A 13,814-nucleotide genomic window follows, 5' to 3' on the forward strand; every position below is an offset into this window, starting at 1 on the left:
CGCGGGCGGCGGTCTGCCACCATGGCGGCGTGGACGAGGGACCCGATCGCAGCAGGTTTCGCCGGCTGCCGCCGCGGGTGCGGCCGACCGGCACCGAGCACGACGTCACGCCGCCGCCCGCGGCGCCGGAAGTGAAGTACACGAGCCCGTTTTCGCCGGCGGGCAACGTCCAGGCGTACGAGCAGCTGGCCGACTACATGACCACCGAGCCGCGCCGCAGCGTCCGCCGGATCGTCGCGCTCGCCATCATCGGCGCCGGCCTGCTCATGGTCGTCCTGATCCAGGTCTTCTGAGGGACCGGTGCGGTCGCCCGGCCCAGCCGGTGGCCGGGCCGGACGGCCTTCGCTACGACGAGGTCTTGACCGGCTTGGGTCCCGAGCTGGCCGAGGCGACCGCGGCCGGGCTCGAGTGCCGGCCACCGCGGCGGCTGGCCAGCACGATCGCGATCGCGATGAGGATCAGGCCGAGCACCGCGAGGCCGATCGGGGCCCACAGCGTGACGATCTGCAGCAGCTGCCGGTTGGACGAGGCGCGGTCGGCGCTGCTGGCGACGGTGTCGTCGGTGTACGTGAACGTCGCGTCCAGGATCCGCACGGACTGGCCGCTGTCGGCGACGAGGTTCTTCTCCTGCTTTTCCTGGACCTTGATGTACTGCCCGGTCGTCGGCTCCACCCACACCGTGCGGGTGTTGTTGTAGACGATCTGGCCGGACGTGGCGCCGGGAATCAGCTGGCCCAGCAGGATCTGCAGCCGGTCGGCCGGCACCTCCTGGCGTCCACCGCGGATCTCCTGGGTGAACTGGTAGGTCGAAAGGCCCTCGATCTCCTCGGTCTTGACGAAGACGGCCGGCTGGGTGGCGAGGATGTCACGGTCGAAGATCTGGTAGGTCTTCTTCTCCGTGCCGAACGGGAACTTGTAGATCTGGCCCGAGTAGTCGACCTCCTGGCGGTCGCTGCCCGTGTCCAGCCACTGCTTGTCCCACGGAAGGGCCGCGCCGGTCTTGCGGTCCAGCGCCAGCGCCGTGCTGTACGCGCTGACCAGATCGTTGGTGTCGGTGCGGACGACCTCCTGGCCGACCACCCACACGACCGCCTTGCCGTCGAGGTCGCCCTCGAGGTCGGCGGTCTGCGCCCGGTCGGGCGAGACGGTGATGGTCGAGCGCAGCGTGCCCGTGTTGACCGCCACCTGGCCGTTCGTTATCTGCATGAAGGTCGCGTTGGGTGCCTCCGCGACCGTCTGTGTGCGCTCCAGATCGTAAGGAAGCTGGTTTACCCGGGGCCCGACGACGAAGGCCAATCCCGCGGCGAAAACTAGCGCGAGGGCACCAAGGCCGAGTAGCACGGCATGGGTCACGCGGGACCTCATTGCGCCTCCACATTGTAAGGACGGACAGGTGGGGGGTGTGTCCGCCGGCTGGCGAGCAGGTTACTACTGAGTCACATCTGTGGCGACCCCTGGGATCGGTGGTGTCGCAGAATCATCGTGAAGTTCCACGTCAGCACCTCCCGGAGGACGGGGATCCGGGCCACCCAACATGCCCATCGAGGGTGGTAACGGGGCAGAACGTCCACGATCTCGACGCGCCCTTCCCGGCGGGCTTGGCGTGCCCAGCGCATCGCCCGCGCGGCGCTGACCGGAAAGAGCGTGTGCCGGTACCGGTTCTTGGGCTCCCGGCCCATGCGCCGCACGTACCGCCGCCGGGCCCGCTCGCCGCCGAGGTAGTGCCACGGCGCGGTCTCGTGCCCGCCCCACGGCGACAGCCACGGCGTGAACGACACGTAGACAGTGCCGCCGGGCCTTGTCACCCGCAGCATCTCGTCGAGCATCTCCTCGGGCGTGGCGACGTGCTCCAGCACGTTGGAGGAGTAGCAGACGTCGACCGCGCCGGACCGGACGGGCAGCGCGGTGCCGGCGCCGCGGATCATGCCGGAGACCGGCGCGCCGCCGGCGGCGAAGTCGCCCACGGCCGGGTCGAGTCCCACGTACGCCGCGCCGGCCTGCCGGAACGCCGCGGAGAAGTAGCCGGGGCCGCCGCCGACGTCCAGTACCACGGCGCCGTCCAGGTCCACATAGGAGCCCAGCTGGCGCGCGGAGTCGTCGGCGAGCATCGAGTAGAACCTGTCCGGGTCGCTCTGCTCGTGCAGGAAGCCGCGGAAGAGCCGGATCGAACGGCCGACGGTGGCGCGGTGCGGGTCGGGCGGCTCCGGCGGTACGAGCGGCTCGGCTTCGGGCTCGGCGCGGGCCGACGGGGTGAGCGTCGCGGCCACGGCGGCCACCGCCACGAGCATCGCGGCCTGCACGAGCCCGCCGTACGCCCAGTCCTGGCCGTGTCCCTGCACCCGGCCGACCACCGCGACGGCCGCGGCGGTCGCGCCCGCCACCGCGGCGATCCCGGGCAGCGCGCCCGGCCGCAGCTGGCGCACCAGCATCGCGGCGATGAGCAGGACGGCCGCGGCGACGCCGCCGAGGGCGACGGCGAGCGCCATCAGCGGCACGGCGACCCACCAGGTGGCCGTCCGTCCGGGCCGCACGGCCGTGCGGCGGCGCCGGGCCGGCACCAGCGCCAGCAGCCCGACGAGCAGGACCGCGCCGGCGCCGGCCGCCAGGCCCGTCCGGTACGGGCGGTCCGGGGTGAACGTCAGCGTCACCGTCCCGCCGGCACCGGCCGGCAGCGTGAACGCCTGCTGCCACCCGTCGACCCGCACCGCGGGCAGCCGGCGGCCGTCCAGCGTGGCCGTCCAGCCGGCGTTGAAGTTTTCCGGTACGACCAGCAGCGCGGCCTCGCCGCCCGCCACGGTGAGCGTGCGGGCGGTGGGATGCCACTCGACCGCCTCGACGGCGCGCTGGACCGGTGCCGGCGCGGCGCCCGTCCCGCCCGGCAGGAGCGCGGCGGAGTCGACGACGAACGACGCGGACGGCGTGGTGTGCAGCCGGTGCTCGCCGGCGGGCAGCTCCACTCTGCCCTCGCTGAAGTCGTCGCAGATCGCCAGCGGCAGCGAACGCCCGGCGCGCACGTCGGCGAGCGTGCCGGTGACCGAGGTCGGGTAGGCCACGCCGTCCAGCTCGACGGTCGGCCCGCTGCCGCACGCCGCGGTGACCGGCGTGTCCGCGCCCGCCGGGCGGAGCAGGGACGACAGCGCCGGCACCTCGACCTCCGCCACGCCGACCGGTGCCGGCCATCCCGCGCCGCGGGTGTCGGCCAGGCGCGCGTCGTACCCGGTGACCTCGATCTCCAGCCGGTCGGTGGTCACCCGCGGGAAGCTGACCCAGCCGTCCGCGTCGACGCTCGCCGCGCTCTGGCCGGCGGGGGTGCGCACCAGCACCGCGCGGGGCGTGGCGGCCACCGGCGTGGACGCCGGCACCAGCCGCAGCCGGTCGACCGCCCGCGGCGTGTCCCAGGCGAGGCGCAGCGTCGGCGCCTGGTCGACCGGCTCGGCGAGCCACGCGGTGGCCGGGTCGCCGTCGACGGCGGCGTACGCGGCGACCGCGGCGTCACCGGTCAGCACCGACGACGCCGTCGCGGTCACCGGCAGCCGCACGGGCACCGGGCCGCCCGGCCGCGGACGCGCGGTCAGGCGCAGGTCGTACGTGGCGGGGACCGGCGTGCTGAAGAACCGGTCCAGCCCCAGCGGCTCCTCGCCCTCGCGGGCCAGGAACTGGTCGCACCGGGTCTGCCCGCCCGAGGCGTAGCAGGCGCCACGGTCCTGCGGCGCGCGGCTGAACGCGTAGACGGGCGCGCGCCCGCCGGCGGCGTCGTCCGGCGCGCGCAGGCCACGCTGGGCGGCCAGGCCAGGGACCCCGAGCTCGCGCAGGGCCACCGCGCCGCCCTCGTGGCCGGGCCGCAGCGCGAGCACCGTCACGCGCACCTTGGCGGTCAGGCCGGGCAGCGTGGAGAGCCGGTGCGGCCCCGGGGTCTCGGGCAGCTCCCGGTCGACGGCGCCCTGGTCGGTGGTGATCCGTACGAAGCCGACCGGCGAGCCCACCCGCAGGTCGTCCACCCAGTCGACGGTCAGCTCGTCCACCCGGCGCGGCGTGTCGAACGAGACCTCCAGCCACTGCCCGACCGGCGCGCCGAACGGGTCGGAGCGCCAGATCGTGCGGCGGTCGCCGTCCAGGGCGGCGAACGGCAGGTACGACGGGTCGGTGGCGCCGATCGTGTCGGCGTACCCGCCGCTGCTGGACGCGTCCACCGAACGGATGCCCTGGTAGGCCGCGACCGTCTGGTGCCCGTCCGCGGGGAACGGGATGAGGTCGTCGCGCTGGCGGCGCTGGCGGGTCTGCTCGTCCTCGGTCAGCGTGTAGCTCACGTTGTCGCGCATGCGGCCGACGTTGAGCTCGCGCCGGCGCAGCCCGTCGGTGACGAGCCACGGCCGCCCGGCCACGTCGAGGTCGCCCGCGTCGCCGGCCAGCACCACCGGCTGCCGGCCGTCGACGAGCCCCTGCTCCAGCAGGCCCAGCAGCGACTCCGGCCCGCCGCTGACCACCGGCACGCCGGCGAGCGCGGTCGCCGAGGCCACCGGCGCGGCGGGGCCTGCTGCGCTCGCGTTGCTCGCTGTGGGCCCTGGGAGGCCGGCGCCATCCGGCCTCGTCGCTTCGCTCCTCGGACTGGATCCCGCCAGCCCCAGGGCCGGGCGCACCTGGAAGATCTCGATCGCCGGTACGGCGGTGCCCGCGTCGACCGGGCTGCCGCCGGTGCTCACCTCGGGGCCGAACGACGCCGCCGGGGTCAGGCCCGGCGAGCCGGCGATGGCGGCCCGGATGACCGCGGCGGGCGGCGCACCGGTCGCCGCGCGGTCGACGTCGTGGCGCACCAGCAGGTACCGGTATCCGGAGCGGGCCAGGAAGTCGGCGAGCCCGGGCGAGCCGCGCCCCTGGGCGAGCACCGCCTCGACCGCGTCCATCACGCGGATGTTGCCCTCCGAGCCGAGCGGGATCTGGTGCCGCGTCGACCACGGCGCCCCGGCCAGCGGCTGGATCGCCTCGTCGACGGTGCGACCCCACGTGTTCAGCGCGAAGCCGGAGCCGGGCACGACGAGCGTGCGCGCCGTGGAGTCCTGTGTGGACAGCCAGCCCGCCGCCTGCCGCCAGTACGGCGGCACGTCCGTCCAGCCCGGCCCGGGCCGCAGCAGGAACAGCCACGCCGGTGCCGCCGCCGCGATCAGCAGGCAGGCCACTACCGGCGCGGCCGGCGCCCGCAGGCGGCGCAGGCCGAAGCGGCGGCTCGCCGCGTACGCGAGGCCCAGCACCACCGGCAGGCGCAGCACCGGCTCGAACTTGTGCACGTTGCGCAGCGGCGCGAGGGGGCCGTCGAGCAGGTCGCGGGCCGTGGCGGCGAGCGGGCTGTCCAGCGTGCCGAGGTAGCCGATCGTGAGCAGGGTCAGCCCGGTCGTCATGCCGAGCACGAGGAAGCGCCGCTCGGGCAGGCCGGGCAGGGTGAGCCCCACGAGCCCAGTGACCGCGACGAGCGCGGTGGCGGCCATCAGCACCGGGTTGTCGACCAGGATCCAGCCGGCCGGCCACCACGGCTCGCCCTGCACGATGTAGCCCACCCACTGGTTGGTGCCGCGGGTGGCCTGGAACAGCGACGTGACCGCGGTCGTCGTCGCCGAGGTCTCGATGTAGTCCAGGAACGGCAGGCTGTACTGGCCGAACAGCAGCAGCGGCGCGATCCACCACAGCGTGGCGCCGGCGACGCACGCGCACCACCAGGCGGCGAGCCGCAGCAGCTCCCGGTCCCACCGCCGGGTGGCCAGCCACAGCCCGGGCAGCACCAGGGCCATCACGACCGCGGCGGCGTTGATGCCGCCCATGCAGAGCACCGCGAGGCCGGACAGGGCCGCCGCGCGCCGGGGTGAGCCGATCCGGCGTACCGCCACCAGCGGCAGCAGCACCCACGGCAGCATGACCACGGGAAGGATCTCCGACGACAGCGGCCCGATCTCGGTGAGCATCCGGGGCGCGAGCGCGTAGGCGAGCGCGGCCAGCAGCCGGCCGGACGGCGTCCCGATCCGCAGCGCGCCGGCCAGCAGCAGCACGCCGAGGTACGCCGTGCACAGCAGCAGCGCGCACCACGCCCGCTGGGTGATCCACGGCGGTACGCCGAGCAGGTCGCCGGCGGCGAAGAACGGCCCGATCGGGAACAGGTAGCCGTACGCCTGGTTCTGCAGCTCGCCGGAGGTGGCCTCCGGGTTCCACAGGTGCAGCGCGCGGCCCATGAAGGCCAGCGGGTCGACCGCCAGGTCGAGCTTGGTGTCGAACGTGACCTCGCCCGGCCGCTGCAGCGCCGCGATCACGACGAGCAGCAGGGCACCGGCGAGCGCGCCGAGCCGCCGGCCGGCCAGACCGCCGCCGGTCTCGGCCGGCGCGGGCGCGGGGACCGCGGCGGCCACCCGTTCCTCCGTCGCGGCGGTCATCGGCGGCACTTCGGGGGCAGGCAGCTGAACTCGGACAGCGCGGTGAAGAAGATCTCCCGGATGCCGGCCGGGTTCGGGGTCAGCGCGACCCGGCCGCCGGTGGCCTTGGCGATCTGGTCCAGCTCCTCCCGGTCGATGTCCGGGCCCACGCCGATGAACAGGATCGGCAGCGGCCGGCGCTTGTCCTGCAACGCGCCCAGCTCGCGCAGCAGCCGCGGGCGGCTGATCCCGCTGGCGTTGTCGTCGGTGCCGTCGGTGAGCACGAGCAGCAGGTTGATCCGCCCGGGGGTCCAGTTGCGGGCGCTGTCGCGGTACGCGGCGAGCGTCGTGTCGTACAACCCGGTGCCGCCGTTGGGCTTGACCCGCACCTCGCCGAGCCGCTCGACGATCTGCGCGCGCCTCGGCCCGACCGGGCCGACCGGCACGATCTCCCGGTAGTCGCGCTGCCCGTCAAGGTCGGTGGAGAACGTCCACAGGCCGATCTCGGTCGCGTCGAGCAGCAGCCGCACGCCGCCCTGCGCGGCCTTGACGGTCGCCGACAGGCGGGTCTCCCGCGCCCCGGGGATCTGCGCCGCCATCGAGCCGGACACGTCCAGCACGGCCAGGAGACGCGCGGTCAGGTGCACCCCGCCCCAGGCGTTGAGCAGCTCGGCGGCCTCCGTGGCCGCGGGCACCGGCACCGGCCGGTACGCCGCCTCGCGGATCTGTCCGGGGGTGGCCGCACCGGCCGGCGGCTTCCCGGCGGGGGTGCGCAGGCCGTGCCGGGCGAGCGTGGCGGCGCCCTCGTCGGCCAGCAGCGCGCGCAGGAACGCGGCGGCTCCCTCGCGGGACGCGGCCGAGGAGAGCACGGCGTACGGGTAGTCGGGGCCGGGCACCGGTGACGGCGGGTAGACGGCGACCCGCTCGCCGCCGCCGCGCAGCACCTCCTGCTCGGTGCTGACGACCGCGGACTCGGCCTTGCCGGGGCCGACCGGGGCGGGAGGGGCCTCTCCGGCCACCGCGGCGGTACGCGGCGCGAGGCGGCGCATGATCGCGGCGGCCGCGCCGGGGGTGTCGCCGGCGACCGCGCGGATGCCGACCAGCGCGCCGAAGCCGAGCGGGCTGACCGCCGGGTCCGGCACGACGACCGGCACCGCCGGGCGCTCGGCGCGCAGCAGGGCGGGCCAGGTCGGCGCCCGCCCGGGCCAGCCGAGCCGGGTGGCGGTGCGCCGGTCGAGGGCCAGGACGACGGGGGTGCTCGCGACGGGCACGCCGGTCTCGGGCACCGCGAACGCGCCGGCGTCGCGGGCCCGCCGCAGCCACAGCGTGGACTCCGGCAGCCAGACGTCGGGCGGTGGTGCGGCCGCGGCCGTCGGCGGCGCGGCGCTGGGGGAGGAGGCGACCGGCACCGCGCCGGTCAGGTCGCGCAGCACCTGCACCGACTCCCGGGCCTCGACCACCAGGTCCAGGCAGCGCTCGCGCTCGGCGAGCCGCCCGGCCACCTCCTGGGCCGCCCCGGTCACGCTCGGCGCGACCACGACGCGCAGCGCGGTGCGCTTGGTGCAGGCCGGGTCGTTGCGGGTGCGGTCGAGGTAGCTGACCGCGGTCCAGCCGCCCAGCACGGCGACGAGAGCGGCGCTCAGCACGACGACAGGCCAGAACTCCGGCCGGCGTCGCACGCCGCTGTCCGTCACGAATCCTCCTGTGCGTCGCGTTGGCTCCGATCCGCAGGGGGCGTTGCGGATCGTGCGGTGAGCGCCCTAGTGTGACGCGACCGCATATCGTACTCGCGAGTAGGGGTGACGAGGGGACCATGACGGACGCCCTGAGTCGCCACGTACTGTTCCTGAACTGGCGGGACACGCGCCACCCCGAGGGCGGCGGCTCGGAGGTCTACATCGAGCGGGTGGCCGCCGAGATGGCCGCGCGCGGGTACACCTCGACGATCTTCTGCCAGGCGTACGCCGGCGCGCCGGCCGAGGAGACCAAAGCCGACGGGGTACGCGTCGTGCGGCGCGGTGGCCGGCACACGGTGTACCTCTTCGCGGCGCTGGTCTACCTGGCCGGGGCGCTCGGGTTCGGCCCGCTGTCCGGCCGCCGCCTCGGCCGCCCCGACCTGATCGTCGACGTGTGCAACGGGCTGCCGTTCCTCAGCCGGCTCTACGCCCGGCGGCCGGTGGTCGCGCTGGTACACCACGTGCACCGCGAGCAGTGGCGGGTCATCTTCGGGCCGGTACCGGCGCGGATCGGCTGGTGGATCGAGTCGCGCCTGGCGATCCGGGTCTACCGCGGCTGCCGGTACGTGACGGTCTCCGAGTCCAGCCGCGACGAGCTCGTCGGGCTCGGCGTTGATGCCGATCGCATAACGATCATCCGCAACGGCACGCCGGCCGCGGTCGGGCCGCCGGTCGCGCGCACCGATCACCCGAGCCTGCTCGTGCTCGGCCGCCTCGTGCCGCACAAGCGGGTGGAGCTCGCGCTGCGCGCGACCGCCCTGCTCTCGCTGGAGATGCCAACCCTCCAGCTGGTGGTGGCCGGCCAGGGGTGGTGGGAGGCGCCGCTGCGCCGGCTGGCCGCCGACCTCGGTATCGAGGACCGCGTCCGGTTCACCGGCTTCGTGTCCGAAGAGGACAAACACGCGCTGCTGTGCCGTTCCTGGCTCGCGGTGACGCCCTCGATCAAGGAGGGCTGGGGGCTGACGATCGTGGAGGCCGCGGCGCACGGGACGCCCTCGGTCGCCTTCCGCTCGGCGGGCGGCGTCTGCGAGGCGATCGTCGACGGCCGCACGGGCCTGCTGGTCGACGACGAGCTCGAGTTTCTCAAGGCGGTGCGCCGCCTCCTGCGCGACGCGGACCGCCGGGCCGGGATGGGTGGCGCGGCGCGAAACTACGCCCGGCGCTTCACCTGGGACGTGTCCGCGGCGGCCTTCGCCGGCGTTGTCGCCGACCAGCTACCGCGGACCTCCACTACGCAGGATCAGCGGGTGCCGTAGACCGTCTCTACGGGGTTTTCGGTGGTCTCGTCGGCGACGTGGTCGGCCGACGGGCTCACCGCTCCGACGGTGGCGTAGACGCCGATGATGCCCAGCGCCGCACCGAGGACGGCCGCGACGACGAACGTGGCCAGCTTGGCCATTGTGACCCCTCCTCGGATTCACGAGTGTCGGGACGGTACCACGCCCTGCGCCGTGTGCGCAGCAGGGAGATCGCCGCGACGACGACCACGAGGGCGGCGAGCAGGTGCGCGGCGGCCGCCGGCCACCGCCGGGGCGGATCCGCGCCGGCCGGCGCCGCCGCCGGGTTCTCCCAGAGCGCCAGGTACCGGCCGTCGTAGGCGGGGCGCAGCCCGGCCAGCGCCGAGGCCGCAACATCCAGGCCGGGCTCCTTGCGGACCAGCACCCACCGCACGCCGAGCGGCGCCACCGGCTCGCCCGCGGCCAGCGCCGCCCGCACCCGGGCCGCCCTGGGGCTCTCGCCGTCGACGGTCACGTCGCCGACCTGGAGCGCGTCGTTCATCAGCACCGGCGCGTCGAGGAAGCGCGGCGCCGGGTCGCGGACCACCTCGCCGCGGTTCCACCGGTAGCCCTGGTAGCCGTGGAACGGCAGGGACAGCACCTCGCCCGGCGCGGCGGAGACCCGCGCCGACACCGCCGCCCAGTCGGCCGGGTAGCGCACCGGGCGCAGCTCGCCGCCGACGCCGAACGCGAGGTCGGGCAGGATCGCCACCGGCAGCAGGGCCGCCGCCACCAGTACGACCCGCCCGGCGGTGCGGTCGAGCCGGCCGGACAGCCACCGCGCGAGCACCTCGGCGCCGACGCTGAACGTGACCGCCATCAGCAGCGCGTACGGGATCAGGAACTTCTGGCCGTCGCGCAGCAGGCCGGCACCGGCCACGTTCGCCACGAGCCACCGCAGGACGGGCGCGGCCGGCGGGGTGCCGGCGACGGCCAGCAGCAGCGCGCCGGCGGCGAGCACGGCCAGCCGCACGGCACCGCCCGGCCACCGGCGGCGCAGCTCGACGAAGCCGGTCGCGCAGACCGCGAGCAGCGCCAGCGTGGCCAGCGGCACCAGCGCCGACGCCCTGCTGGCGGGCACGGTCTGCGCGTTCCAGATCCCGCCGGTGCCGGCCGCCGCGCCCCAGGCGCCGCTCCAGTTTTCGGCGCGCGCGGCGAACGCGTCCACGCCCGCCGGGTCGGACCGGCCACCGGCCGTGCTGGTCAACGCGGCGACCACCCACGGCAGGCACAGGGCGGCCACGGCACCGGCGGCGACGGCCTGGCGCGCCAGGTCCGTCGTGGCTGCCAGCAGCACCACGACCGTGGCCAGCGCGATCAGCCCACCGGTCGGCGTCACGGCGGCCGGCGCCGCGGCCAGGACCAGCCGGGCCAGCGCGCCGGGCCGGCCAGCCCGCAGGTCGCGCGCCGCCGCCACCAGCCAGGGCAGCGCGGCGTACGCCAGCAGCAGCCCCCACTGGCCGAGCAGCAGGCGCTCGGCGAGGAAGGGCGTCCAGGCGTAGGCGACCGCGCCGACGACCTTGGGCAGCGTGCGGCCGGACGGTACGAGCCGCGCCATGCCGAGCGCCGCGAGGTAGACGATGGCGGCCAGCGCGAGCCGCTGCAGCAGCCAGCCCGGCACGGCGAGGTTCGCGACCGAGACCAGCGCGTCCAGCGGTACCGCCCGGGGCAGCGCGTCGGCCGGCGCGACCATCTCCCAGGTCAGCCGCTGCCGGGGCACGAAGACCATGTCGTACCGCAGCACGTAGCCGGGCGCCGCGAGCGGGGCGAGCACGACCATCGTGATCACCGCGGCGGTGGCGTGCGGGACGAGCGCGCGGAGGCGCACCGCTATCCGATCGGTTGCGGCACGAGCTCGCCGATCTCGATCTCGTTGGTGCAGAAGCTGGCTTCTGGGTCGGCGACGGTCAGCTCGACCTGGCTGCCGCCGCCGTAGAGGAGCAGGAAGATCGCGTTCAGCCCGCGGCGCACCTCGAACGTCTTCGTCTCGCCGGTGCTGATCCGGAACGTGGCCGTGGTGTCCCGGTCGACGAGGTACGCCATCCGCACCGCCTGCCAGTACTCGACCACGGTGCCGTCGAGCGGTACCGCGACCGGCTGCCCGCCGGTGACCTGGTAGCCGCAGCCGGGCGCCGGCCCCGGGCGGGCCTTGACGCCCTTGACCCACGCCGGGCGGACCTTGCCGGAGGAGTCGAAGACCCACAGCTGCCGCGCCTGCGTCACGAACACCGGGTCCTCGTCGAGCGGGGAGAAGAACCGGGACTGCATGTTCCACGGCGCGGAGAGCCGGGCGACCACCGCCTCCGGCACCGGCTGGTCCATGAACACGGTGCCGGGCTCGGCCGCATCGAGGCCCGCCCGTGCGGTGTTCAGGTAGTCGCGGCCCTGCTTGGATGCCCAGTCGGTGCCGAAGTCGACGCCGCTGTAGAGGCTGCTGCCGACCAGCAGCACCGTGGCGGCCGCCAGCGCCGCGGCGAACGGTCGCGGGTGCGCCCGCACGGCGGCCGGCGCCGGCTCGTCCTTCCCGCCGCCCTCGTCGCCCTCGTCGCCGTCCCGGCGCAGCCCGCACAGCGCCACCCCGACGCAGATCGCCGCGACCACGAGGACGTCGCCGATGTAGCGCGGCACGAGGCCGGCAACGCCGCTGAACACCGAGCCGAGGCGGGTGGCGCCGATGATCCCCGCGGACAGCGAGGAGTAGAGCAGCAGCAGGACCCACGCGCGCAGGGCCACGCCGCGGCGCAGCCACAGCGTCACGGCGACCAGCGCGAGAACGAGCACCCAGGAGATCCGCTGGGCGGTGATCGTGGGGGCGGCGACGGCCGGGCCGTCCGAGGCGTCGAGCCAGCTCCACGGGCCGCCGAGGAAGCCCGAGCTGAGCGACTGCCCGAAGAACTGCTGCAGGAAGGTGCCCACCTCGCCGCTGGAGGTCGGCTCGCGCAGCGACGAGGTCGACAGCGACAGGTAGCCGGCGAGGAAGGCCGCCGAGATGACGGTGAGCACCAGCCACGACAGCGGCCACCGGCGGATCGCCGTCACGACCGCCCGCACCGGGCCGCCGGGCGAGTACAGGCAGACCGTGACGAGGAAGACGAGGGCGACGACGAGCAGCGACTTTTCGAAGAAGACGAGCCCGAACACGACCCACCCGGCCAGCGAGGCCAGGTGGCGGCGCCGGCGCGTCCGGATGTACCGCACCTGTGCCGCGAGCGCCATGATCATCGCGAGCTGCATCGGCAGCAGGTTCATGCCGACCGCCCACCACGCGCTGATCTCCAGGGTGAGCGGGCAGAACAGGAACAGGCACAGCGGCACCAGCAGCGCCCACGTCGCCGGCAGCATGAGCCGCAGCAGGCGGTAGAACGCCACCGCCACCGCGAGCTGGCCGATGATCATGAGTGTCGCGTACGGCCAGTAGTCGAACCCGGTCAGCCGGTGGGTCACCCAGAGGACCAGCCGCCCGGCCGGCATGAGGTGGTTGTTGTACAGCTCGAAGAGGTGGTCGAGGCTGAGGCCGGCCTCGTCCGCCTGCGCGATGAGCGGGAAGTCGTCCGCCGTCAGGTACCCGCGGGTGGTGATCGTGGCCCGCCACACCACGCTCGCGGCGATCAGCACCGCCGCCACCACGTGCAGCGGGTCGCGGGCGATCCAGGCGGGCACCGCGACGGTCGCGGTGGCCCGCGGCGCCGGCGCGGGCGCCGTGTCCACGCTCATGCGGTTTCCTCGGGGCGGGACTCGCTGCGCTCGCTGGGACGGAACAGCACCAGGTTGACGTACCTCGGCCAGGGCGCGACGACCCGCCGGGCGAAGCTGTGCCGCACCCGGCCGACCGCCGCGCGCTGGTGCGCCACGAGGTCGAACTCGGCCAGCGGCAGCCAGCGGTCGCGGGGCATCACGTACGCCCGGTAGCCCCAGCCGCCCAGCATGGCGAGGATCGGCTCGATCGGCTGGATCCGCTCCTCCACCTCGACGAGCAGCAGGGGCTTGTCCCGCCGGATCGTCCGCTCGGCGCCGCGCAGCGCCGGCAGCTCGTGCCCCTCGACGTCGATCTTCATGAACCGCACGTCGGTCAGCTCCAGGCTGTCCACGGTCGCGCGGGGCACCTCCACCGGCCGGCCCTCGCCATGCTCCACAGAGGACGTACCCACGCCGGGGCCGCCGTCGGGCAGGTAGAGCGTCGCCGTGCCCACGTGGTCGGAGGCGGCCGCCCGCACCACCCGCACGTCCGGGTAGGCGGCGGCGACCAGGCCGGCCAGCTCGGCGGCGGGCTCCAGCGCGACCACCTGGTCGGCGAGGCGGCGCAGCCCCGCGTCCACGGCCCGTACCACGCGCCGACATCGACGGCGGTCCCGCCGCGCGGCGCGTACGAGGCGAGGCGGGCGAGCTCGGGCTCCACCCGCGGGTAGACG

At 75.2% G+C, this 13,814-nt stretch carries 8 protein-coding genes; 2 read left to right on the forward strand and 6 right to left on the reverse strand.

Annotated elements, in window-relative coordinates:
- Window positions 1–29: 29 nt before the first annotated feature.
- The gene (locus Phou_RS32050; protein WP_173063024.1) at window positions 30–293 is read left to right on the forward strand and encodes a hypothetical protein; all 264 of its coding nucleotides are present in this window, start codon (window positions 30–32) and stop codon (window positions 291–293) included.
- A 52-nt stretch (window positions 294–345) separates the two neighbouring features.
- Here Phou_RS32050 and pgfA read toward each other — a convergent pair whose 3' ends face one another.
- The 3 genes from pgfA to Phou_RS32065 form a co-directional block, all read right to left on the reverse strand.
- A complete protein-coding gene (gene pgfA, locus Phou_RS32055) occupies window positions 346–1,365 on the reverse strand; it encodes a cell envelope lipid trafficking protein PgfA (RefSeq protein ID WP_246273993.1) in 1,020 nt (339 codons plus the stop codon).
- 71 nt (window positions 1,366–1,436) lie between these two features.
- Window positions 1,437–6,413 (reverse strand): alpha-(1->3)-arabinofuranosyltransferase domain-containing protein, encoded by a 4,977-nt coding sequence (locus Phou_RS32060; protein WP_173063028.1) that lies wholly within the window; start codon window positions 6,411–6,413, stop codon window positions 1,437–1,439.
- On the reverse strand, window positions 6,410–8,086 hold the full coding sequence (locus tag Phou_RS32065; RefSeq protein WP_173063030.1) for a substrate-binding domain-containing protein: 1,677 nt from the start codon (window positions 8,084–8,086) through the stop codon (window positions 6,410–6,412). Before Phou_RS32065 ends, Phou_RS32060 begins: the two co-directional genes overlap by 4 nt.
- Before the next feature lie 119 nt (window positions 8,087–8,205).
- Here Phou_RS32065 and Phou_RS32070 point away from each other — a divergent pair, with 119 nt between their 5' ends.
- Window positions 8,206–9,384: a glycosyltransferase family 4 protein gene (locus Phou_RS32070; protein WP_173063032.1), complete on the forward strand. Its 1,179-nt coding sequence runs from the start codon at window positions 8,206–8,208 to the stop codon at window positions 9,382–9,384.
- A gap of 55 nt (window positions 9,385–9,439) precedes the next feature.
- On the opposite strand, the gene Phou_RS32075 is transcribed toward Phou_RS32070, so the two are convergent.
- From Phou_RS32075 to Phou_RS32085, 3 genes are read right to left on the reverse strand one after another with little or no spacing between them, the layout of a single operon-like run.
- A complete protein-coding gene (locus Phou_RS32075; protein ID WP_246274093.1) occupies window positions 9,440–11,185 on the reverse strand; it encodes an MmpA family trehalose lipid delivery protein in 1,746 nt (581 codons plus the stop codon).
- A gap of 50 nt (window positions 11,186–11,235) precedes the next feature.
- Window positions 11,236–13,119 (reverse strand): hypothetical protein, encoded by a 1,884-nt coding sequence (locus Phou_RS32080; RefSeq protein ID WP_173063034.1) that lies wholly within the window; start codon window positions 13,117–13,119, stop codon window positions 11,236–11,238.
- On the reverse strand, window positions 13,116–13,733 hold the full coding sequence (locus Phou_RS32085; RefSeq protein WP_173063037.1) for an FkbM family methyltransferase: 618 nt from the start codon (window positions 13,731–13,733) through the stop codon (window positions 13,116–13,118). The genes Phou_RS32080 and Phou_RS32085 overlap by 4 nt, the downstream gene beginning before the upstream one ends.
- Between the last annotated feature and the right edge of the window lie 81 nt (window positions 13,734–13,814).

Source organism: Phytohabitans houttuyneae, assembly GCF_011764425.1.
Lineage (GTDB): Bacteria > Actinomycetota > Actinomycetes > Mycobacteriales > Micromonosporaceae > Phytohabitans > Phytohabitans houttuyneae.